Origin of the sequence: Pollutimonas rozaliensis, from assembly GCF_048751585.1 — a bacterium.
Lineage (GTDB): Bacteria > Pseudomonadota > Gammaproteobacteria > Burkholderiales > Burkholderiaceae_B.
On sequence record NZ_JAZHOB010000004.1, the window covers coordinates 210,430 to 233,248 of the forward strand.

General features: G+C 62.6%; 23 protein-coding genes. 12 read left to right on the top strand and 11 right to left on the bottom strand.

The window, feature by feature from the left end; all coding sequences use genetic code 11:
• The first annotated feature begins 80 nt into the window (after positions 1-80).
• The 8 genes from mpl (at position 81) to V0R37_RS09240 (ending at position 8,564) form a co-directional block, all read left to right on the top strand.
• On the top strand, positions 81-1,439 hold the full coding sequence (gene mpl / locus V0R37_RS09205) for a UDP-N-acetylmuramate:L-alanyl-gamma-D-glutamyl-meso-diaminopimelate ligase (RefSeq protein ID WP_420374251.1): 1,359 nt from the start codon (positions 81-83) through the stop codon (positions 1,437-1,439).
• Positions 1,440-1,465: 26 nt separating this feature from the next.
• Positions 1,466-2,059, top strand: a complete 594-nt coding sequence (locus V0R37_RS09210) for a YqiA/YcfP family alpha/beta fold hydrolase (protein ID WP_420374252.1) — start codon at positions 1,466-1,468, stop codon at positions 2,057-2,059.
• A 47-nt stretch (positions 2,060-2,106) separates the two neighbouring features.
• Positions 2,107-3,993: a ribonuclease catalytic domain-containing protein gene (locus tag V0R37_RS09215; RefSeq protein WP_420374253.1), complete on the top strand. Its 1,887-nt coding sequence runs from the start codon at positions 2,107-2,109 to the stop codon at positions 3,991-3,993.
• 28 nt (positions 3,994-4,021) lie between these two features.
• Positions 4,022-4,900, top strand: coding sequence for an energy transducer TonB (locus tag V0R37_RS09220; RefSeq protein ID WP_420374254.1), 879 nt, complete (start codon positions 4,022-4,024; stop codon positions 4,898-4,900).
• On the top strand, positions 4,897-5,751 hold the full coding sequence (gene aroE / locus V0R37_RS09225; protein ID WP_420374255.1) for a shikimate dehydrogenase: 855 nt from the start codon (positions 4,897-4,899) through the stop codon (positions 5,749-5,751). The genes V0R37_RS09220 and aroE overlap by 4 nt, the downstream gene beginning before the upstream one ends.
• A 3-nt stretch (positions 5,752-5,754) precedes the next feature.
• The gene (mtgA, locus tag V0R37_RS09230; protein WP_420374256.1) at positions 5,755-6,477 is read left to right on the top strand and encodes a monofunctional biosynthetic peptidoglycan transglycosylase; all 723 of its coding nucleotides are present in this window, start codon (positions 5,755-5,757) and stop codon (positions 6,475-6,477) included.
• Positions 6,478-6,555: 78 nt separating this feature from the next.
• On the top strand, positions 6,556-7,734 hold the full coding sequence (lptG, locus tag V0R37_RS09235; protein WP_420374257.1) for an LPS export ABC transporter permease LptG: 1,179 nt from the start codon (positions 6,556-6,558) through the stop codon (positions 7,732-7,734).
• The gene (locus V0R37_RS09240) at positions 7,731-8,564 is read left to right on the top strand and encodes a symmetrical bis(5'-nucleosyl)-tetraphosphatase (RefSeq protein ID WP_420374258.1); all 834 of its coding nucleotides are present in this window, start codon (positions 7,731-7,733) and stop codon (positions 8,562-8,564) included. The genes lptG and V0R37_RS09240 overlap by 4 nt, the downstream gene beginning before the upstream one ends.
• A gap of 1 nt (position 8,565) precedes the next feature.
• Here V0R37_RS09240 and V0R37_RS09245 read toward each other — a convergent pair whose 3' ends face one another.
• The 4 genes from V0R37_RS09245 to V0R37_RS09260 are packed head-to-tail and all read right to left on the bottom strand — an operon-like array spanning position 8,566 to position 10,547.
• Positions 8,566-9,324, bottom strand: coding sequence for a 1-acyl-sn-glycerol-3-phosphate acyltransferase (locus V0R37_RS09245; protein ID WP_420374259.1), 759 nt, complete (start codon positions 9,322-9,324; stop codon positions 8,566-8,568).
• 1 nt (position 9,325) lies between these two features.
• A complete protein-coding gene (gene ruvX, locus V0R37_RS09250) occupies positions 9,326-9,748 on the bottom strand; it encodes a Holliday junction resolvase RuvX (protein WP_420374260.1) in 423 nt (140 codons plus the stop codon).
• Positions 9,741-10,334, bottom strand: a complete 594-nt coding sequence (locus tag V0R37_RS09255) for a YqgE/AlgH family protein (RefSeq protein ID WP_420374261.1) — start codon at positions 10,332-10,334, stop codon at positions 9,741-9,743. The genes ruvX and V0R37_RS09255 overlap by 8 nt, the downstream gene beginning before the upstream one ends.
• A gap of 48 nt (positions 10,335-10,382) precedes the next feature.
• Complete coding sequence (locus tag V0R37_RS09260) at positions 10,383-10,547, bottom strand: rubredoxin (protein ID WP_102068856.1); 165 nt, start codon at positions 10,545-10,547, stop codon at positions 10,383-10,385.
• 145 nt (positions 10,548-10,692) lie between these two features.
• Between V0R37_RS09260 and thiD the strand changes: the two genes are divergently transcribed.
• From thiD to hemL, 3 genes are all read left to right on the top strand, one after another.
• Positions 10,693-11,493, top strand: a complete 801-nt coding sequence (gene thiD / locus V0R37_RS09265; protein WP_420374262.1) for a bifunctional hydroxymethylpyrimidine kinase/phosphomethylpyrimidine kinase — start codon at positions 10,693-10,695, stop codon at positions 11,491-11,493.
• A complete protein-coding gene (thiE, locus tag V0R37_RS09270; RefSeq protein ID WP_420374263.1) occupies positions 11,490-12,140 on the top strand; it encodes a thiamine phosphate synthase in 651 nt (216 codons plus the stop codon). The genes thiD and thiE overlap by 4 nt, the downstream gene beginning before the upstream one ends.
• Before the next feature lie 91 nt (positions 12,141-12,231).
• Positions 12,232-13,509 (top strand): glutamate-1-semialdehyde 2,1-aminomutase, encoded by a 1,278-nt coding sequence (gene hemL, locus V0R37_RS09275; protein ID WP_420374264.1) that lies wholly within the window; start codon positions 12,232-12,234, stop codon positions 13,507-13,509.
• Between the two features lie 34 nt (positions 13,510-13,543).
• On the opposite strand, the gene V0R37_RS09280 is transcribed toward hemL, so the two are convergent.
• The 7 genes from V0R37_RS09280 to V0R37_RS09310 all read right to left on the bottom strand — a co-directional run bounded on the left by V0R37_RS09280 (position 13,544) and on the right by V0R37_RS09310 (position 22,106).
• Positions 13,544-13,954: a RidA family protein gene (locus V0R37_RS09280; RefSeq protein ID WP_420374265.1), complete on the bottom strand. Its 411-nt coding sequence runs from the start codon at positions 13,952-13,954 to the stop codon at positions 13,544-13,546.
• Positions 13,955-13,963: 9 nt separating this feature from the next.
• Complete coding sequence (locus V0R37_RS09285) at positions 13,964-15,613, bottom strand: AMP-binding protein (RefSeq protein WP_420374266.1); 1,650 nt, start codon at positions 15,611-15,613, stop codon at positions 13,964-13,966.
• 51 nt (positions 15,614-15,664) lie between these two features.
• Entirely contained in the window at positions 15,665-16,837 is a 1,173-nt protein-coding gene (locus V0R37_RS09290; RefSeq protein WP_420374267.1) for an acyl-CoA dehydrogenase family protein, read from the bottom strand.
• Entirely contained in the window at positions 16,838-17,689 is an 852-nt protein-coding gene (locus tag V0R37_RS09295; RefSeq protein ID WP_420374268.1) for an enoyl-CoA hydratase family protein, read from the bottom strand.
• A gap of 29 nt (positions 17,690-17,718) precedes the next feature.
• Positions 17,719-18,507: an SDR family NAD(P)-dependent oxidoreductase gene (locus tag V0R37_RS09300; RefSeq protein ID WP_420374269.1), complete on the bottom strand. Its 789-nt coding sequence runs from the start codon at positions 18,505-18,507 to the stop codon at positions 17,719-17,721.
• Positions 18,504-20,840 (bottom strand): bifunctional salicylyl-CoA 5-hydroxylase/oxidoreductase, encoded by a 2,337-nt coding sequence (locus V0R37_RS09305; protein ID WP_420374270.1) that lies wholly within the window; start codon positions 20,838-20,840, stop codon positions 18,504-18,506. The genes V0R37_RS09300 and V0R37_RS09305 overlap by 4 nt, the downstream gene beginning before the upstream one ends.
• A 174-nt stretch (positions 20,841-21,014) precedes the next feature.
• Entirely contained in the window at positions 21,015-22,106 is a 1,092-nt protein-coding gene (locus V0R37_RS09310; protein ID WP_420374271.1) for a M14 family metallopeptidase, read from the bottom strand.
• Between the two features lie 198 nt (positions 22,107-22,304).
• Here V0R37_RS09310 and V0R37_RS09315 point away from each other — a divergent pair, with 198 nt between their 5' ends.
• Positions 22,305-22,793: a MarR family winged helix-turn-helix transcriptional regulator gene (locus V0R37_RS09315; RefSeq protein ID WP_420374272.1), complete on the top strand. Its 489-nt coding sequence runs from the start codon at positions 22,305-22,307 to the stop codon at positions 22,791-22,793.
• The last annotated feature ends 26 nt before the right edge of the window (positions 22,794-22,819 follow it).

Sequence of the window (22,819 nt, forward strand, 5' to 3'; positions counted from 1 at the left end):
GAAGGGGTTCAGTAAACGCTTTCATCATAGCATCGCGTCGGCGGCGCTCTCCTGACTACAATACGCCACGGAGGATAGACATGCACTTACATATTCTTGGCATCTGCGGCACGTTCATGGGCGGACTCGCGCTTATCGCGCGCTCGGCGGGTCACACGGTCACCGGTTGCGACGCCGGCGTTTACCCGCCCATGAGCACGCAGCTGGAAGAACAAGGCATCCGCCTGATCGAAGGCTTCGAGACAGATCAGCTAAGCCTGAAGCCGGACCTGTTTGTCATAGGCAATGTGGTGACGCGCGGCAATCCGCTGATGGAAGCCATACTGGATCAGGGCCTGCCTTACGTATCGGGCCCGCAGTGGCTGGGCGAACAGGTGCTTCAGGGCCAGCATGTGCTGGCCGTGGCTGGCACTCATGGCAAGACGACGACCAGCTCGATGCTGGCCTGGATACTGGAACATGCCGGCCGCAAGCCTAACTTCCTGATCGGCGGAATTGCGGCGGGATTGCAGGTTTCGGCGCGCTACGACCCGGGCCGGCCGCTATTTGTGATCGAGGCCGACGAATACGATACGGCCTTCTTCGACAAACGCTCCAAGTTTGTCCATTACCGCCCGCGAACGGCCATATTGAACAATCTTGAATATGATCACGCCGATATCTTCCCCGACCTGGCAGCCATAGAAACCCAGTTCCATCACCTGGTGCGCACCATTCCCGCGCAAGGCCTCCTTGTCCGTCCCGCCGCCTGCGATGCGCTGGATAGAGTCCTGGCCCGCGGATGCTGGACGCCGGTCCAGACCTTCGGCCCCGGCGGCCAATGGCGGGCGCCGGCGGACGACCATCCTTCGCATTTCGAAGTATGGAACGATGACCGCGCCATGGGGACGGTCGAATGGGCGTTGACCGGCGAACACAACAAGATGAACGGGCTTGCCGCCCTGGCGGCGGCCGGGCACCTGGGCATCTCGGCACAGGCCGGCATAGAAGCGCTTTCGGCCTTCCAGGGCGTCAAGCGGCGCATGGAGCTGCGCGGCACTGTGCGCGCCATCGACGTCTACGATGATTTTGCGCACCATCCTACCGCCATCGCCACCACCTTGGCCGGCTTGCGCAAGCGGTTGGGAAGCCGCCGCATCCTGGCCGTGCTGGAGCCCCGCTCCAATACGATGAAGCTGGGCGCCATGGCGGCACGCCTGCCCGACGCGCTGGCCGCGGCCGACCTGGTCTTCTGCTTCGGCGCCGTCCAGGGCAAGCATGCGCTGGGGTGGGACCCCGCCAAGGTCCTGGCGCCGTTGGGCGAACGCGCCACGGCCTACTCCGATCTGGATAAAATGATTGAAGCCATACGCTTGGCGGCACAGCCCGGCGACTCGATTCTTGTAATGAGCAACGGCGGATTCGGAGGCCTGCACCAAAAGCTTCTAGACCGCCTATAGCCTCCAACCGCACAGATGGACGCACCATGATTCTTTATCTGCACGGCTTCCGGTCGTCGCCCAAATCGCACAAGGCCACCCTGCTGGCCGAGGCGTTGCGCGAACGCGGCATGCGGGACGAATGGGTCGCTCCGCAATTGCCCGCCAGTCCCAAGCGGGCCATCGAACTGGCGGCTTATCTTATAGAGCAGGCGAAAAAGACGCGCGGCCTGGAGCCCCAGAAGGATCTGACCATCATGGGTTCGTCGCTGGGCGGCTATTACGCCACCTGCCTGGCCGAATTCTGGAAATGCCGTGCTATCGTCCTGAACCCGGTCGTCTATGCCGCAAGGGATTTGGCAACGCAGGTGGGCGAACACACCATGTACCATTCCGACGATCCCTTCGTTTTTTTGCCCGAATATGTGGACGAGCTGGCGGAAATGGCCGTGGGCAGGCCGGCACACCCCGAGCGCTATTACCTATTGGCGGCAAAAGGCGACGAAGTCCTTGATTGGCGCGAAATGGCGGATTGGTTCTCTGGCTGCAAGGGTCGCATCCTTGATGGCGGCGACCATGGTCTTTCGGATTTTGAACAATGGCTGCCCGAGGTCCTGGCCTTCGCGCTGGCTCCCAGCTAATACCTTACACACCTCATGCGCGCCTTTGCGCACCCCGACGGATCACTATGTACGTTCTTTACGAAGACAGCGGAAATTTCAAGGCGGAGAAGATTTTTTCGCAAAGCGACTCGACCATGCAGGTTGAGTCCGAGTCAGGCAAGCGCAGCAAGATCAAGAACGCCAGCGTATTGTTCAGCTTCGAGCAGCCGGCCCCCGCCGCCCTGCTGGAACAGGGGCAGGCGCTTGCCCAGACCCTGGAAATCGACTTCCTTTGGGAATGCGCGCCGCAAGAAGAGTTCGAGGCGGCCACATTCGCCCAGGATTATTTCGGCCATCCGCCCAGCGCGGTCGAAAAGGCAGCCGTGATTTTCGCCCTGAACAGCGCGCCCGCTTATTTTCATCGGCGCGGCAAGGGCTGCTACCGCCCCGCCCCGCCCGACATCCTGGCTGCCGCTCTGGCGGCCATCGAGAAGAAACAGAAGCAAGCCGCCCTGCAGCAGACCTGGACCGACCAGATGGTGGCCGGCACGCTGCCGCCCGAAATCGCGGCGGTCGCGCAAACGCTGTTGACCCGTCCCGACAAGAACTCCATGGAATGGAAGGCCTTCGAGGCGGCGATCGACACGCTGGGCACCAGTCCCGAAAAATTGCTGCTGTCGCTGGGCGCCTGGCCGCATGCACTGGCCCTGCACCAGCACCGCTTCATGTCGGCGCATTTTCCCAAGGGCACGCAGTTCGCGCCGGTGGAGCTGGGCAACGTGGGCGCCGATCTGCCGCTGGCAGACGTAACCGCCTACTCGGTCGATGACAGCAGCACCATCGAGATCGACGACGCGCTGTCCGTTTCGGCACAGGACGGGGACATCGCCACGATAGGCATCCACATCGCCGCGCCGGGACTGGCCGTTACCCGCGATAGCGACCTGGACAAGCTGGCCCGCAGCCGCATGTCGACCGTCTATATTCCCGGCCTGAAGATACCCATGCTGCCGGCCGAGCTCATCAACGCCTTTTCGCTGGATGCCGGCCAGCCCCGGCCCGCGCTGTCGCTCTATGTGAAAGCCAATCTTGCAACCGGCGAACTGCTTTCCTGGGAGACCCGCCTGGAACGCATACAGGTGCGCGAAAACCTGCGCCATGACATGCTGGACGCCGTGGTGACCGAAGAGGCCCTGGACGACCCTGAAAGCGTTCTGCCCCATGGCGAGTGGCTGCGTCCATTATGGCGCTTTGCGCAGCATCTGTCGGAGCAGCGCGAGCAGATACGCGGCAAGCCTGAAAACAACAACAGGGTCGAGTACTCGTTTGTGCTGGACGGCCCCTACGACGATCCGGATACGCCTGTGCGCCTGGTGCCGCGGCGCCGCAACGCGCCGCTGGACCGCCTGGTCGCCGAATACATGATTCTGACCAACAACCTGTGGGGCGGCCTGCTGGCCAAGCATGGCGTACCCGGCATCTACCGCTCGCAGCAAGCCGGCCGGGTGCGCATGTCCACCCATGCGCTGCCGCATGAGGCCATAGGCGTGCCTCAGTATGCCTGGTCCACCTCGCCCCTGCGCCGCTACGTGGACCTGGTCAACCAGTGGCAGATACTGGCAACGGCCGAGCACGGGGTTTCGGCGCGCCTGGTGGCGCCCTTCAAACCCAAGGACGCCGATTTGTTCGCCATCATCGGCGCCTTCGATTCGCAGTACGCGGCCTGGAGCGACTACCAATCCTCTATGGAGCGCTATTGGTGCATGCGCTGGCTGCAGCAGCAGGGAATGCACACCGTCCAGGCCACAGTGCTGCGCGACGATCTCGTGCGCCTGGACTGCGCACCGCTGGTGATCCGGGTTCCCGCGCTGCCCGAACTCGAGCGCGGCCAGCTAGTGACTTTGGATATTCTTGGATTTGACGAACTTGCCCTTGAACTGGACTGCAGGCTGCGGGAAGTCGCCGCCGCCTGATCCATCGAGCCGGCGCTAGGCCACGAACATGCCCTTGCTTTCCGTCCCGCCGGGGCTGCATGCGCCCCACAACGATTACCTGCGCATAGCCCTGGTATTGTCGCTGGCCATTCATGCGGCCGCGCTGACCGTGCATTTCGTCGATCCGCCGGCGCGCCCACCCGAAACGTCCACGCTGGAAGTTACGCTGGTCAATGCCCGCAGCGAGGCGGCGCCGATACAACCCCGGATGCTGGCGCAGAATCCCTTGAACGGCGGAGGCGAAGCCAACTCGGGCCAGGCTGCCTCGCCCTTGCCGCGCACGGCGGCCCAATCGGCCGACGAAGTAGTGCTGGCGGCCCTGCGAAAACGGCAGGAAGAACTCGAAACAGAACAGGAACGCCTGTTCACCCAACTGATATCCAAGCAGGAAACACGCCCCGAACGCAAGCAGCCCGACTTGTTCGAGCAATCCAATGACCCCGGCGCCGATGCCCGCCACCAGGAAAGCCTGATACTGAATGCCCGGATCAGCGCATTGAAAGAGCGTATAGAGCGATACAACGCGCAACCCCGGCGGCAGTTCACCGGACCATCCGCCAAGGCGGTGGACTATGCCGAATATGTGGAGGCCTGGCGCAAGAAGATCGAGCTGCTGGGCACCGAGCACTACCCCGACGAGGCGCGGGGCAAGGTATACGGAAGCCTGCAACTGACGGTATACATCCGCCGGGACGGTACGCTGGAGCGCATTGAAATAGATCGGCCCTCCACCTACCCCGTACTCAACCTTGCCGCCTCGCGCATCGTGCAATTGGCTGCGCCCTTTCCGCCACTGCCACCGGCCATCGCCGCCAGAACCGATGTGCTTGCCATTACGCGAACCTGGAATTTTATAAACCAGACACTGGAAACCCAAACCCCATGACCTTATCCGGCACACCGAAACGCTATGGCGTCGTGGGCAACCCCATAGCCCAAAGCCGCTCTCCTTTCATTCACCTCGAATTCGGACGCCAGACGGCTATCGACCTGTCGTACGAAACCATCCTGGCCCCGCTGGATGGTTTCACGCGTACGGTGCAGGAGTTCTTCGAACATGGCGGCGCCGGCCTGAACGTTACCGTGCCCTTTAAAGAGCAGGCTTTCGATCTGGCCCATGCGCATCTGTCGGAGCGTGCCCGCCTGGCGGGCGCCGTCAACACCCTGTGGATGCAAGACGGCCAGTTGCACGGCTGCAACACCGACGGCGTGGGCCTGCTGAAGGACCTGGAACGGCTGGGTCACCCCCCAACAGGAAAAAAAATCCTGCTGGTCGGTGCGGGCGGCGCCGCGAAAGGCGTAGTGCTGCCGCTCATGGAAGCAGGCTGCACCCTGTTGCGCGTCGCCAATCGGACGGCGGAGCGCGCCCGCGATCTGCGCGCCCACGTCGCGGGACAGGTGCCCCAACTGGCGCCCAGGTTTGAGGCCGGAAGCCTGGATGAGGCCGGCGGTCCATGGGATATCGTCATCAATGCCACATCCAGCAGCCTGGGCGGCACGCCGCCCGATCTGCCGCGGAACCTGTATGCGCAAGAGGCCTTGGCCTACGACATGGTCTACGCCGCCAGGCCCACGGCCTTTCTGGCGCAAGCCCGGGAACAAGGCGCCAGGCATACGGCGGACGGCCTGGGCATGCTGGTCGGCCAAGCCGCCGCGGCCTACCGGATATGGCACGGCCGCATGCCCGATGTGGAGCCTGTACTGGAAGCCTTGCGGCGCGAGCTTCACTATACTTGAGCCATGACCGCCAGAAAAATAAACAAGACGAAACTGATCGGCGCCACGCTGCTGCTGGGCTTCGCGGCGCTGCTGCTGTACCAGTTCGGCCTGCTCGTCATGGTGCTGTGGCTAAGCGTGCGCGATCCGGGAAGCAGCGCCTTCATGAACGCCACGCTGACCCAGCTTCGAGCCTCGGATCCGCAGGCCAGCCTTGAATACCGCTGGGTACCCTATGAAAACATCAGCAAGAACCTGAAACGCGCCGTGGTCGCCTCGGAGGACGCCAATTTCACCGATCATGAAGGCATCGAGTGGGATGCCATCCGCAAAGCTTGGGAGTACAACCAGAAACAGGCGGATCGCGGGCGCAGCAAGATGCGCGGCGGCTCCACCATTACGCAGCAGTTGGCAAAGAATCTTTTTCTGTCCAGTTCCCGTTCGTACTGGCGCAAAGGGCAGGAACTGGTCCTGACCTACATGATCGAGTTCACCATGAGCAAGGAACGCATACTGGAACTGTATCTGAACGTGGCCCAGTGGGGTACGAATGTGTTCGGCGCCCAGGCCGCCGCCCGGCATTACTACAAGACGGACGCGGCGCGCCTGAGCCAATACCAGGCCGCCACGCTGGCCGCCATGCTGCCCAACCCGGCTTATTACGACGCGCATCGCAGCACGTCTTATCTGCGCTCCCGCGCCGCCACCATACAAAAACGCATGCACATGGTGGAAATCCCCGGGTAAGACGACCGCTGCGCCGTCCGCAAATGTTAAGCTTGCATCTTTCCGTTCGCCATTTAATTCAGGCCTCAAGCACATTCAATGCGCACCGCCCGCCGCTATCTCGCCCGCGAAATATACCGCTCCAGCGCCGTCGTCCTGATGGCGCTGATCGGACTGTTCACTTTTTTCGCCTTGATCGAAGAGCTGGACAATGTCGGCACCAAATTCACGCTGCTCAACCTGTTCTACATGCAGGCGCTGGCCCTGCCTACCCGCCTGTACGATTTGCTGCCGATAGGCCTGCTGATCGGCGCCATCCTGGCCCTGGCCGGCCTGGCGCAGCGCAATGAATTGGTCATCCTGCGGGTATCCGGCGTCAGCGGCATGAAGCTGCTGGCCATGCTATGGGTGGTTACCATCCCGCTGGTGGTGGGGGCCTTCTTCCTGTCGGAGGTCGTCACGCCGGCGGCCGAGATCAAGAGCAGCGAGGCCAGCCTGGCCTTGCTGGGCAAATCGGACGGCAGCCGCCTGAATAGCGGCTACTGGTTCAAGGAAGCCGATGCCGGCGGCGGCACCCGCATCATCAATATTTCCGAATTGAAGTCCAGCGGCGGCGTGGCCGGCATTACCTTGTATGAATTTCATGCCGGGCAGGAACTGGCCTCGGTGTCGCAAGCCAAGGAAGGTCATTTCACCAACGGCACCCTGGTGCTCGACGACGTAACCCAAACCAGCATCGATGCCGGCTCGGTGTCCGCCCTGGCCAACGCCAAAAAGCCGGATGCCCCTCTTACCCGCATCGACACCCAGGCGACCCGGGTGCTGAAGACCACCCTGACACCCGAACGGCTCATTGCACGCATCCTGACGCCCGAGCGGATGTCGATACTCGACCTGGTGGACTACATCGGCTACCTTAAAAGCAACCAGTTGCAGACCGAACGCCAGGTGGTCGCCCTGTGGCGCAAGATGGCCTACCCCTTTACCTTGCTGGTCATGATCACCATTGCGGCGCCCATCGGCTTCATGCAGACCCGGCGCGGCGGCGTGGGCAGCAAGGTGTTCATCGGCATCCTGCTGGGGGTGGGCTTTTTCATGCTCAATCAATTGGCCCTGAATGTCGGCATGCTCAGCAAGTGGGCGCCCTGGGTGACTGCGCTGGTTCCCAACCTGGGTGCCCTGGGCATTGCGCTGGGCGCCCTCATTCTCATGGAAAATCAGCATAATGTCCGGCGATTCAACCAGAACCGCTGGCCCTGGAGCAAATCGGCGGCATGACATCGGCACCCAGCATCTGGATGATAGGCGACCTGCAGGGCTGCTGCGAACCACTGCGCGCCCTGCTTGCGCATCCTGAAATCGCCCGCGACCCGCAGGCCCGTTTCTGGTTCGCGGGAGACCTTATAAACCGGGGGCCCGATTCCCTGAGCACCTTAAGAATGGTCATGGGACTGGGCGACCGCGCCATTTCCGTCCTGGGCAATCACGACCTGCACCTGCTGGCCGTGGCGGCCGGCGTCAAGAAGCCCGGCAAATCCGACACGCTCAACGACATCCTGGATGCACCCGATGCGCAGGAACTGATCGACTGGCTGCGCCACTGCCCCATGGCGCACTACGAACAGCGCCATTTGCTGGTCCATGCCGGGGTGCTGGCCAAATGGGACGTGCGAAAAACATTGAGTCTGGCCGCCGAAGTGGAATCGGCTCTGCGGGGACCGGACTGGAAAAAAATGCTGCACAGCATGTACGGCAACGAACCTGCGCACTGGAAGGACGAGTTCAGCGGCGGCAAGCGCCTGCGCGTCATCATCAATGCCTTGACGCGCATGCGCATGTGCAATGAGCGCGGACACATGGAATTCTCGCACAAGGGAGCTCCATCGCACGGCAGCGACGGGCTCATGCCCTGGTTCGATGTGCCCCATCGCGCCATCAAGGACGATACCGTCGTCTTCGGGCACTGGTCTACGCTGGGGCTGATGATCCGTTCCGACGTCATCTGCCTGGATACCGGCTGCGTCTGGGGCCGGCAATTGACGGCCCTGCGGCTGCATGATCAGCTATTGGTCCAGATACCCTGCGCCCAGTACCAGGAACACCATTAAGCTAAACGTCGTCGACGGCGGCGCCCATGACGGCGCGGCGTATGGCGCGATGCGCCGAAGCCGCCACCTTGGCGCGCCCTTCCTCTTCGCAATATGTGCTGCTCATGATCGGCAGGAACACCAGCTCGACCACGACTCCGGTGGTGCCCAGCAGCCGCCACAGGTTCTGCATCAAGTTCTGCTCGCCGACGAATGCCAGATAGTCGCTGCGCTGCCCCCGATGCGTGAAGCGCAAGGCCACCGGCTGGATATCGACATGGGCCCGGATAGCCGCGTCGAACAGGCTCGAATGAAATGGGGCGACATCGTAGCCGCTGGATGTGGTGCCTTCGGGAAACAGGCCCACGACCTCGCCTTGCTCGAATCGCGCCTTCATTTGGTGGCCCACCGCGCGAACCGCATGGCGATGTCCTCTTTCGATGAAGACCGTGCCCGCGCCCGCCACCAGCCAGCCCAGCACCGGCCAGCGCCGGATGTCGCTTTTTGCCACGAAGGCGGTTGGGCGTATGCTGTTGAGCACAAAGATATCGACCCAGGAAACATGGTTCGCCACCCACAGCACCGGGCCCGCGCGCTTGGGCTCGCCCCGGATGCGCAGCGCAACCCCGCACAAGCGCATCAGCACGCGCGACCAATGCAGGTTCATGCATGAACGCGTTCCAGGGGAAGCCAGGGGAAAGACGATGCTGACGGACAGTAAGCCCAGGATGATCCAAAGCGCCACAAAAACGGCGCGCAATGAGAAACGCAATACGCTCAAATCATTCTCTCTGTGAAGAATTTCCGGATTGGGCAAGCGCATCCAGGTAGCGCTGCAATATCACCATGGCGGCCATGGCGTCGTCCGCATCGTGGGTACCCAGCATTTGCTGGGCCTCCATGCTGGATCCGCGCTCATCGACCAATTCGACCTGCACCCCGAAGCGGCCTCGCAGTTGATTGGCGAATCGGCGGCAACGCAGGCTGGCGTATTGTTCGCCGCCATCGCTGGCCAGGGGAAGGCCGACGATGACTTTGTCGGGTTGCCAGGTCGCCAGCAATTGTTCGATGTCGGCAAAACGCTGATCGCGCCGCACGGACAGCAATATTTCCAGTGGCCGGGCTTGGCCCGTCAATGTATTGCCGATGGCAACGCCTATTTTTTTTGTTCCGTAATCGAACGCCAGCAGGGTCTGCTCAGGCATGGCCCGCGTCGCCGGTCAGCATGAGCGGATCGATGCCTAGCTGGCTCAGGGCCACCCCGTAACGGTCTTCGAATGGCGTCTCGAACAGGATGTCCTTGCTGACGGCCACATTCAGCCAGGCATTCTGCGACATCTCGCTTTCCAGCTGGCCCGCTCCCCATCCGGCATAGCCCAATGTGACAAGAAGTTGCGACGGCCCCTTGCCCTGGGCCACGTCCTGCAAGACATCGCGCGAGGTGGTCAAGGCCACATCCCCCAGTTGGATGCTGGAACTGTATCCACCCACCGGCGCGTGCAGCACAAACCCCCTGTCCGTCTGGACCGGTCCGCCAAAGAAAACCGGAGAGTCCTGGACAGGTCCGATTTCCAGGGAGAGATCCAGGTCGATGCGCTTCAGAAGATCGCCCACCGTAAGATCGGTAGGCCGGTTGATGACCAGGCCCAGTGCTCCATGCTCGGTGTGTTCACAGACATAGATGACCGTATTGGCCAGGTTGCCGGATACCTTGCCAGGCATCGCCAGCAAAAGCTGCTGGGACAAATCGGCGCTCGATTCCGTATCGGGGCGCTTAGCGGATGTGTTCATGGCTCGGCCTCCTGGTATCCAAAAATCGCAACATCGGCAGCTATGTGCTTATACCTCGATCAGCTCGAAATCTTCCTTGCGGGCACCGCACTCGGGGCATACCCAATTGGGAGGCACATCTTCCCAGCGGGTGCCCGGGGCAATACCCTCTTCAGGCAATCCCGCTTCCTCATCATATATCCAACCGCAAATCAAACACATCCAGGTACGCATTTTTTCTTACTCACTGAGATTTACAAATTCAAAGTCCGACGGACTCCGAACGCTTCCATTAGAATGGGGTCAATGTTACTAAACCCAATAGCATTGCACTTGATGCCAGGCAAAAATAGTGCAGACTTTAACCGACCGTTGATACGTGCAAGTTTCAAACCCGCCATTAATACTTATTTTCGGCCCTTTCGATCCCAGCGGATCGAGTAGCCTGCCTGCCGACACGGTTACCTGTGCCGCCATGGGCTGCCATGCCCTGTGCACCCTGACCGCCATCCTGGTGCGGGACACGGCCAGCACCGAGGAAATCCAGCCGGTGCCGCCCGAGCTCATCGACGACCAGGCACGCTGCCTGCTCGAGGACATGACCGTGCACGCGATAAAGGTCGGGCCACTTTATACAACGGAATCGGTAAGTGTACTCGCTCAGATAGCGGCCGATTACAACCACGTACCCCTGGTCCTGCACCTGGGACACCTGCCGGACGAGTCGCTGCTGGAAGGCATCGACGCCGAAGAGGTGCAACTGGCCCTGTTCGAACTGCTGATGCCGCAAACCGATATCGTGGTGGTCGATCACAAGCTGCTGGAGCAATGGCAATCGGAAGGCGTGTTTACCGGCGTCGACGCCGACACCCCCGCCCAGGCCCTGCTCCATTACGGCGCCAAATGGGTACTGAGCACCGGCGCGCCCTTGCGTCCCGGCCATGGCAGCCATCTGCTTCAAGGCCAGCACAGCGAGACCAGCAACTGGAATTGGCGGACGCCCGCCGCGCGGCTGGCCGATGCCGATGGCCCGCTGGCCTGCGCCATCACCACCCAGTTGGCCAGGGGCCTTGACGTCCCGGCCGCCGTCGACGCCGCCATATCGCTGTCCGAACCCTTGGCGGCGCGAACTTTCCAGCCCGGCATGGGACACCTATTGATCAACAGGTCTTCGCCATGACTCTTTCATTACGATTCCCTCAAGGTCTATACGGCATCACACCCGAATGGCACGACACCGACAGGCTGCTGCAAGCCATTCGGGAAGCGGCCCTGGGCGGCATGTCGGCCTTGCAATGGCGCCGTAAAACCGCGACTGCGGAAGAAGGGCTGGAACAGGCTCGCCGCGTGGCCGCGCTATGCCGGGAGCTGGGCCTGGTCTGCATCGTCAACGACGACTGGCGGCTGGCGGCGCTGATAGACGCCGACGGCGTACACCTGGGCAAGGAGGACGGCGGCATGGCGCAGGCCCGCCTGGCCCTGGGTCCCGGAAAGATCATCGGCGCTTCATGCTATAACCAGCCGGCCCTGGCCGCGCAGGCCTTGAAGGCCGACGCCGACTATATCGCTTTCGGCGCCGTATATCCTTCCAGCGTAAAGCCCGATGCCGTACGCGCGACCCTGGAACATATCGAACAGGGCCGCATGCTGGCCGAAAGCAGCCCCGAAAGGCCGCGGCCGGCCGTGGTGGCGATAGGCGGCATCACCGCCGACAACGCCGCCCCGGTCGTTCATGCCGGCGCAGACAGCATCGCGCTGATCAGCGGCCTGTTCGACAGCGGCGATATCCGCGCAACGGCGGCGCGCTGCGCGGCCCTGTTCGCCTAAGCCCCACCCCGGCCAAAGAGCCATGGGGCCGGAACAGCAACGCTTATTGTCCTATAGTCTGTATTTCCAATTTTCCGCGAGAGCCTGAATCATGTCCCGCAATACTCAATTATTCGACCGCGCCTGCCAGACAATACCCGGCGGAGTCAATTCGCCCGTCAGGGCCTTCCGATCGGTGGGCGGCGCACCGCGCTTCATCAAGCGCGCCCAGGGTCCCTATATGTGGGATGCGGACGACACACGCTATATCGACTACGTGGGCTCCTGGGGTCCGGCCATTCTGGGCCATGCGCATCCCGAGGTCATACGCGCCGTCCAGGAGGCCGCTAAAGACGGACTGTCTTTCGGAGCCCCCACCGAAGCCGAGATCGAGATAGCCGAAGCCATAGCGGCGCGCATTCCCTCGATTGAAAAAGTCCGCCTGGTAAGCTCCGGCACGGAAGCGACAATGACCGCGATCCGCCTGGCGCGCGGATTCACGGGGCGCTCGAAAATCATCAAGTTCGAGGGCTGCTACCACGGCCATGCCGACAGCCTGCTCGTCAAGGCGGGCTCGGGGCTGCTGACCTTCGGCAATCCCACCTCGGCGGGCGTGCCTACCGAGTTCATAAAGCACACGCTGGTCCTGGACTTCAACAAGCTGGAGTCCGTCGAGGCGGCATTCAATCAGTACGGCGCCGAGATCGCCTGCGTCATCGTGGAGCCCATAGCGGGCAACATGAACCTGGTCAAACCCACTGCCGGCTTTCTCGAGGGGCTGCGCACACTGTGTACGCAGCATGGCGCATTACTGGTTTTCGACGAGGTCATGACGGGCTTTCGCGCCGGGCCGCAAGGCGTGCAGGGATTGACCGGGGTTACCCCCGACCTGACGACCTTGGCCAAGGTCATAGGCGGCGGCATGCCGGTGGGCGCATTCGGCGGCCGCGCCGACATCATGGAGCACATCGCTCCCTTGGGCGGCGTATATCAGGCCGGCACGCTATCGGGCAACCCCGTGGCGGTTGCCGCGGGCCTGGCAACCCTGAAGCTCCTGGCCGAACCGGGCTTCTATGAGCGCCTGGAAGGCCAAACGCGCAAGCTGGCCGAAGGCCTGGCCCAGCGCGCCCAGGCCGCCGGCATCCCGATGTGCAGCGATTATGTCGGCGGGATGTTCGGAATCTACTTCCGCGAAAGCGTGCCCACGACGTTTGCCGAAGTATCGCAAAGCGATGTGGAGCGCTTCAAGAAGTTCTTCCATGCCATGCTGATCAAAGGCGTGTATTTTGCGCCGTCGGCGTTCGAGGCCGGATTCGTATCGGCCGCGCACGACGACGCGATCATCCAGAGTACGCTGGACGCCGCCGAGGAAGTCTTCACAAAGCTCTAGCAGCCGGCCCGCTTGATGGATGGCGCCGCGCCTGTCAGCCCTCCGGCGGGACGACGGCGGTGACCTCTATTTCAACGCGGGCCCGGTCTTCGATAAGGTCGGCCACCTGCACGGCCGTCATGGCCGGAAAATGGCGGCCGATGATCTCGCGGTAGTGCTGACCCACCTGCCGCAGCGCCGACACATATTCCTGCTTGTCGCATACATACCAGGTCATGCGGGTGATGTGCTGCGGACCCGCGCCGCCCTCTTTCAGGATGGCGACGATATTCTTCAGGGCCTGGCCCACCTGCTCGGCGAAATCGTCGGTTTCGAATTGCTGATGCGCGTTCCAGCCTACCTGGCCGCCCACAAACAGCAGGCGGCTGCCCACCTTCATTTCCGTCATGATTCCGTTCGCGTAGCCGCGCGGCTCCAGCCAATTGGGGGGATGCAGAAACTCCATGCGTTTTCCTTATTGAGTAGCTTTCTTGCGCAGGACGAAGCGCTGTAATTTGCCGGTTTCGGTCCGGGGCAGGCTTTCCATGAACTCGATGGACCTGGGGTATTTGTAGGGCGCGATCGCGGCCTTGACGTATTCCTGCAAGGCCTTGGCCATGGCGGCATCGCCTGCGAAGCCGGGCTTGAGCACGACATAGGCCTTGACGATATTCCCGCGCTCGGCGTCGGGCTGGCCCACCACGCCGCACTCGGCCACAGCCTCGTGCCGCAGCAGGACGCCTTCCACCTCGGGACCCGCGATGTTATAGCCGGCCGAAACAATCATGTCGTCGTTGCGCGCCTGGTAATACAGGTAGCCTTCTTCGTCCATGATGAAGGTGTCGCCGGGCAGGTTCCACCCCTGCTGCACGAATACACGCTGGCGCTCATCGTCCAGATAGCGGCAGCCCGTGGGACCTTTCACCGCCAGCCGGCCCGCCACGCCGCGGGCCACGGGCCGCAGGGCTTCATCGACCACTTGCGCCACGTAGCCCGGCACCGCTTTGCCGATGGCGCCCGGGCGCACCTGCTTGCCGGCGCTCGATACATACACATGGATCATTTCCGTGCCGCCGATGCCGTCTATCATCTCGATGCCGGTCGCCTGCTTCCATAACTGCCGTGTCGCATCCGGCAGGGCCTCGCCCGCCGAGACCGAATTCTTGAGGGACGAAAGGTCGTACTTGCCGACTTGCCCCGCCATTTGTCGATAGAAGGTGGGCGCGGTGAACGTCATGGTCGCGCCGAAATCCTGCACGGTCTTCAGCAATTCGTCGGGCGTCAGTTTTTCGGCCAGCACCGTGGACGCCCCGACGCGCAACGGGAAGCACAACAATCCCCCCAGGCCGAAGGTGAAGGCCAGCGGCGGTGTGCCGCAGACGATGTCATCGGCCCGCATGCCCAGCGTATGGCGCGAAAAGGTGTCGCACATGGCCAGCACGTCGCGGTGGAAGTTCATGCAGCCCTTGGGCTTGCCCGTCGTGCCGCTGGTGAATGCAATAAGGCAGATATCGTCGCCGGCGGTATCGCAGGGTGTGAAATCCGTTGGCTTGCCGGCGGCCAGCGACTCGATGCTGTCCGGGCCATCGTCGTGGAAACAGCGAACCTGGGCCAGCTCGGGACAATAGCTGGAATGCCCTGGATCGGTGCAGTGCATGATTTCGTCCGACAGGCGCTTGTCGCACAGGGCCGCCTGGATCTTCGCCTTGCTGATGGCTTTTTCAAGCTCCACCGCCCGCAGCAAAGGCATGGTGGGAACGGTGACCAGTCCAGCCTTGACGGCGGCCAGCCAACAGGCGGCCATCATGGGATTGTTGGGTCCGCGCAGCAATACGCGGTTGCCCGGCTGCAAGCCCATGTCCTCGACCAGCACGTGCGCAATGCGGTTGGTCAACACCATCAATTCACGATAGCTCATGCCGCGCTGGCCGGGGCCTTCGCGCCAGCGCAGGGCGATCCGCTCGCCGTGGCCCTGCTTGACCATGTCGTCGACCAGGACGCTGGCGCAATTGAATCGCGGCGGATAAGCCACGTCGGGGTTTCCATCGAGCAGCAGGTCCGGCCATTCCTCGAGGGGCGGAAGATGATCCCGCGCAAAGGTATCGTTATGAGCGGATGTTTCCATTGTCGTCTCCTGTCTTTGTGCACACGCGGCGCCGCTTGCGGCGCGCCGGGCCTAGCCGCCTTTCAGCAGCTCCCTGGCGATAATCAGCTTCTGGACCTCGGTGGCGCCTTCATAGATGCGCAGCGCACGAATTTCCCGGTATAGCTTTTCGACCGGGGCGCCAGAGACCACTCCCGCGCCGCCGAACATCTGCACGGCGCGATCGATGACCCGCTGCGCGGACTCGGTCGCCGCCATCTTGGCCATGGCCGCCTCGCCGGTGGTGCGCACCCCCTTGACGTCGCGCAGCCAGGCTGCCCGATAGGTCAACAAGGCGGCGGCGTCGATCTCGCAGGCCATCTCGCCCAGCGCCGCCTGGGTCAGTTGCATGTCGCCCAATGTCTGGCCGAACATGCGCCGCGACTTGACCCTGGCCACCGCCTCGTCCAGCGCGCGGCGGGCAAAGCCCACGGCCGCGGCCGCGACCGAGGCCCGGAAGATATCCAGTGTCATCATGGCGATCTTGAAGCCCTGCCCCGCGTCGCCCAGTCTTCTGTCGGCGCTTACCCGGCAATTTTCGAATCGCAAAGTCGCCAGTGGATGGGGCGCAATGACATCGATGCGCTCGGCGATATGCAGGCCGGGAGTATCGGCGTCCACCACAAAAGCGCTGATGCCCCGGGCTCCAGGCGCCTCGCCGGTTCGGGCGAAGACGCAGTAGAAATCGGCGATTCCGCCGTTGGATATCCAGGTTTTCACGCCATTCAGGATGTAGTCCCCGCCATCCTGAACCGCGGAGCAGGACATGGCGGCCACGTCGGAACCCGCATCCGGTTCCGATAGCGCGAAGGCGGCAATGGAACGGCCCGCCGCCACCTCGGGCAGATAGCGATGGCGCAGGGCCGTGCTTCCGGCGAGCGAAATGGCGCCGCTGCCCAGGCCTTGCATGGCGAAGGCAAAATCGGCCAGGCCATCGTGACGGGCCAGCGTCTCACGCAAAATGCATAAAGAACGGGAATCGATCTCGGGCCAGCGCCCGCCCCATGCGCCCTGCGGCCCCTGCGGCACGGCGTACCGCAGCCAACCGGCCTGGCCCAATTGCGCCACCAGCCGGCGGCAGGCCGCATCGGTATCCGCATGGTCGACATCCGTCAGCGCATCCCCGCACCAGGCCTCCAGGCCGGATGCCAGTTCCTGATGGCGGGCGTCGAAAAAAGGCCAATCCAGCCAACTGGTGTCGCTCATTCAGTTTCCTTCGAACACAGGCTTGCGCTTGGCGACGAAAGCCTCGTAGGCGCGCCGGAAATCCCGTGTCTGCATGCAGACGGCCTGGGCCTGAGCCTCGGCTTCAATGGCTTCATCCACGCCCATATTCCATTCCTGGTGCAACAGCTTCTTGGTCATGCCGTGCGCAAAGGTGGGCCCGTCCGCCAGTTGGCGCGCCAGCGCCTGGGCCGCCGGCAGCACCGCGTCCGGCGCGTGCAGGCTATTGAAGAAGCCCCAGCCCATGCCTTCGTCAGCCGTCATGGCCCGGCCGGTGTAAAGCAGTTCGGACGCCCTGCCCTGCCCTATCATGCGCGGCAAAAGCGTGCAGGCGCCCATATCGGCCCCCGCCAGGCCGACACGCGTGAACAGAAAGGCGGTGCGTGCCTGCGGCGTACCCAACCGCAGGTCGGAAGCCAGGGCGACCATGGCCCCGGCGCCGGCGCAGATGCCATCCACCGCCGCGACGATGGGCGCCGGACAGGCGCGCATGGCCTTGACCAGGTCGCCCGTCATGCGCGTGAAGTCCAGCAACTGAGGCATGCTCATTTCCGTCAACGGTCCAATGATTTCATGCACGTCGCCGCCCGAACAGAAGTTCCCGCCCGCTCCCGTCACGACGACAGCCTTGATATCGGTGGCATAGACCAGCCCGCGAAACAGATCGCGCAGCTCGGCATAGGAATCGAACGTCAATGGGTTCTTGCGTTCGGGCCGGTTCAAGGTGATGGTGGCGACCTTGCCGTCCTGCGATGCGGTCCACAGGAAGTTCTTCGCCTTGAAGCCGGCGTAGGGACGCTTATGATGCGTCATGGTGTGTACTGTTTCCTGCATGCTGTTTCCTTTTCTGTGCGCGGCGGGCCTCAGCCCGCCATGACCTCGCCGCCGTCCACGGGCAGGGCTTGTCCATTGATGGATTCGGCGGCCGGCAGGCATAGCCACGCCACGGCCTGGGCCACGTCGCTCGGCTGCACCAGCCTGCCTTGGGGGTTGCGTTGCGCCAGCGTGGCCCTGGCCTGGTCGGCGGATACGCCCGTTTTATTTACGATGTTCTCGATGGCACCCAGGACGATATCCGTTTCGGTATAGCCGGGACACACGGCATTGACCGTGATCCCCTTGCGGGCGACCTCCTGGGCCAGCGCGCGGGTAAGCCCCACCACGCCGTGCTTGGCCGCGCAGTAAGCGCCGACATAGGCATAGCCGACCAGTCCGGCGGTGCTCGCAACGTTGACGATGCGGCCCCATTTGCCTTCCAGCATGTCGGGCAGCGCGGCCTGCATGCAGTGGAAGGTCCCGCTTAGATTGACCGCGATCATGCGTTGCCAGGCGTCTTCGTCGATGCGGTCGAAGCGCTGGCTTTCCGCCTGCCCCGCATTATTGACCAGGATGTCGATGGCGCCGAACGCGGCCTTGGCCTGCGCGAAGGCTTGTACGACTTGGGTTCGCTGCGCGATATCGGCGCGCACGAAACCGGCCTGCGCCTGCGCGCCAAGGCGGCCGGCCGCCTCGTCCAGCGCGTCGGCATCGCGCCCCATCAGTGTGACGCGCGCACCTAGGCCGGCCAGGCGCTGCGCAACTGCGAAGCCTATGCCGCGCGATCCTCCGGTCACCAGGGCGTGCCGCCCGTTCAATGGCTGGGTTGTGTTCATTTTGCTATCGGCTGCGCATAGGCGGCCGCCCGTTCGAAATTGGTTTCCAATTGCCGTTTGGCGGGGAAGTACTGGCGCGGCCAATTGATATCGGTGTAGCCGATGCGCGCCGATTCCCGCAGGGTCCAGGCGGCATCGGCCAGATGGGGCCGGGCCAGCGCGCACAAGTCGGCGCGCCCCGAGGCGATGATGCTGTTCACATGATCGGCTTCGAAAATGGCTCCCACGGCTATCGTCGGCACGCAAGCCTCGTTGCGGATGCGGTCGGAGAACGGCGTTTGATACATGCGCCCGTAGACCGGCTGCTCCGCCTTGCTGACCTGCCCCGAGGAGCAGTCCAGCATGTCGGCGCCGGCCTGCTTGAAGCGCAGCGCGATCTGTACGGCATCGTCGGCGGTGATGCCGCCGTCGACCCAATCGTGCGCCGAGATCCGCACCGACATCGGCAACTCTTCGGGCCAGGCCGCCCTGACAGCGTGGAAGACTTCCAGCGGATAGCGCAGGCGATTGTCCAGCGACCCACCGTATTCATCATCGCGCTGGTTGGTCAGCGGCGAAATGAAGCTGGACAGCAAGTAGCCGTGGGCGCAATGCAGCTCCAGCCAGTCGAAGCCGGCCTGGGCCGCGCGCCGGGCCGCCGCCGCGAACTGGTCGCAAACGGCATCCATCTGCCCGCGCGTCATGGCCTGGGGCACCTGCGATACTCCCGGCATATACGGTAGCGCCGACGCGGACACCAGGGGCCAGTTGCCTTCGGTCAAGGGCATGTCGGTGCCTTCCCAACTGACGCGGGTGGAACCCTTGCGGCCCGCGTGTCCCAGCTGTATGCCTATGCGCGCATCGCTGTTCTGATGGACGAAGTCGACGATGCGCTTGAAAGCCGACATCTGCCCGTCCGTCCACAATCCGGGACAGCCCGGGGTTATGCGCGCTTCCGGAGATACGCAGGTCATCTCGACCATGACCATGCCTGCACCCCCCATGGCGCGCCCGCCCAGGTGCACCAGATGGAAATCGCCCGGCACCCCATCCACGCTGGAATACATCGCCATGGGCGACACCACGATACGATTCTTCAGTGTCACGCTGCGCGCCTTGTAGGGGGTCAGCATGGGCGGCACCGGACCGCCATCCGCATTCATGCCGGCTGTGCCGGCCAGCCATTGCTCATAGCCCTCCAGCCAGGCGGCATCGCGCAGGCGCAGGTTTTCGTGGGAAATGCGTTGCGAGCGCGTCAACAGCGAGTAGGCGAACTGCCTCGGTTCGAGGCCGGCATAGCGCGCGACATTTTCGAACCATTCGGTCGAATTGCGCGCAGCATTCTGGATTTTCAGGACTTCGACGCTGCGCACTTCCTGATAATGGGCAAGCGCCGCCTTAAGGTCTTTGCCATGGGCCAGCAGGGATCGGTGCAGTTCGATGGCGTCTTCCAGCGCCAGCTTGGTGCCCGAACCTATCGAGAAATGCGCCGTATGCGCGGCGTCGCCCATCAGCACGACGGGTACGCTGCGCCCGTCGGGCAAAGCCTGTTGATGTATCCATGTATCGCAGATGACGCGCGGGAAGCGTATCCAGATCGCCGACCCGCGCAGATGCCCGGCGTTCGAAATCAGCGCGTGCCCGCCCAGCCACGGCGCGAATAATTTTTCGCAATAGGCGATGCCGTCCTCCTGGCTCATCGCATCCAGGCCGGCGGCCTTCCAGGTTTCGTCCAGGGTCTCGACGATGAAGGTCGACATGCCCGGCTCGAATTGATAGGCATGCGCCTGGAACCAGCCGTGTTCGGTCTGGACAAAGGCAAAGGTGAACGCGTCGAATGTCTGCGTGGTGCCCAGCCAGACGAAACGGCACTGGCGCGTATCGATATCGGGCTTGTAGGTATCGGCGTAGCGTGTGCGCACCCGACTGTTCAAGCCGTCGGAGGCGATCACCAGGTCAGCCTGATATTTCTGGGCGATGGCCTGGTCGTCGGCCACGTCGGTTTCAAAGACCAGATTTACGCCCAGCGCTTCGCAGCGCGCCTGCAGGATATTCAGCAGCTTCTTGCGGCCTATGCCTATGAAGCCATGTCCGCCGCTGCGCACGCTTTGGCCTTTGTAATGGATTTCAATATCGTCCCAGTGGTTGAAGGCGGCGCTGATCTGCTCCGCCGAGACAGGGTCGGCTTCCTTCAGGTTATCCAGGGTGGCATCGGAGAAAACCACGCCCCACCCGAAGGTGTCGTAGGGGCGGTTGCGCTCTATGACGGTGACTTCATGGCGGGCATCGGCAAGCTTCATCAGCAAACCGAAATACAGCCCAGCCGGCCCTCCGCCTATGCATGCGATTTTCATGGTTGCTCCGGGTTTGTCTTCGCCATGGCCGCATTGCGCCATCGGCCGCTATATAGTTTAAGCTTAAACTATATAGCCAAAAAAAACCGCCCGCAAGGATTTTTTGCACAGCGCCCGGAGGCGCCATGCTTGCGAACGGCGTCGGCCCGTCAGGACCTTTGAACACCCACCAACTTAACGATTCGATTCCGCCAAGCCATAGATGGCCTGCAACAGATTCACACGGGATTGCGCCACCACCGCGCCGCGCCATTCGTCGTGATCGGGATAGAAGGCCGCCCGATGCGCCGCCTTCATTTCCTTGCGCCGGGCCGGGTCGACGTCGGCCTGGGCGGCCAGCCAGCGATCCCCGCGCAAAGCCAGAAAGACTTCGTTCATGGGCACCGTACCGTATTCGAGAGCCATGAAGGTCAGTTCGGGAACCTGGCGGCATTCCTCCAGCATGGCCTGCAGGCCGGTGCCAATGATGTCCACCGTGCTGGAATCGGGATCGGTCACGCTGACCACGTCGCTGCCCCACCAGGCTTTGGCCCGCAGATATTCCGGGCGCCCCTTCTGTACGAAGATTTTCTCGGCGTGCCCGTAAGGACCCAGGCCGGTGTGATAATCGATCCAAGCCATTCGGTCGCGATTCCGTCCGTAGAGCGCCAGCACCTGGCGCAATGTACGGTTGCTCCAGCTGGGCTTGCCGCCGCCGTAGAACAGGCCGTTCGGATGGCTGTATTGCCCCAGCATCACGCCTTCGCGATAGGCCTGCTCGCCCTCATTGTCCCTGAATGCCTGGATGGCGGCTTCGTTCTCGGCGGAAGGCGGCCAGCTTTGCGGAATCAGCAAGTCGTGCAGGCGTCCGTAGTGCTGGTTCCCGGGCAACGGTTTGCTGAAATCGCAGAAATTCCGGTTCAGATCGATATTGTCTTCATTGGTGCGATGCCCCCAGGAAAACCCATAGGCGTTCACCGCGTGGATCAGCAGGATGCCTATGCCGGCGGCCTGAGCCTTGTCCAGCAGGGCCTGGTCGTCCAGCAACGCCACCTGGCATCCCGATCCGCAATAACCCTCTTCGCCATGCATGGCCGAGGTCAGCACCAGCAAGGCGCGCGCGTCGGCGGCGCCGTAATAGGCCGTGTCCATTGCAAGTTCCTCGCCCTGTACGCCCGGACCCACCGGATTCACGTAGGACTCCAGATTGCATTGCCGCCGGCGGGCGGCGGCAAGAAAGCGTGCGCGCGCATCCGCGTAGCTGCCGCCAAAGTACTTCTCGAACATTATTCAGGTCTCCTGCAATTGTTATTCGGCGGACTGCGCCATATCAAGGACGGCGGCGGGGCGACTGGGTAAACTGCCGTTTGCGGCCGCTAACGGAATTTACCACCGCCATGTCATTGAAGATTAAAATATCCCGGCCTCTACCTTGGCATCCCGCAACAACGCCTCCTCAGTGTCATTTATCCTACAACAAAAGCCATGCCCGATACGCCCGACCTGGAAAGCCGCACCGTCCCCGAAGACCATCGCGATTTGCGGCTCTGGCTGCGCATGCTGACCTGCTGCAACCTGATCGAAAGCGAGATACGCAGCCGCCTGCGCACGGAGTACGAAACCACCCTGCCGCGTTTCGACCTGATGGCGCAACTGCTGCGGGCGCCGGGCGGCATGAAGATGAGCGAGCTCTCGCGCCATATGATGGTCACCAACGGCAATATCACGGGGATTACCGACCAGCTTGAAAAAGAAGGACTGGTCGAGCGCGTGAAAGTGGCAACCGACCGGCGCAGCTCGCTGATAAAACTCACCGGCAAGGGAAAGCGCAGCTTCAAGAAAATGGCACAGGCGCATGAACAATGGGTGCAATCCCTTTTCAGCGGCCTGTCCGAGAAAAGCCGAAACGCTCTTTTCGACGCCCTGGGCGAGCTCAAGCTGCTGACCCGTCCTCAGCCATCGGACCGGAACTGAACACTACGATAAAATCAATCGTTCCA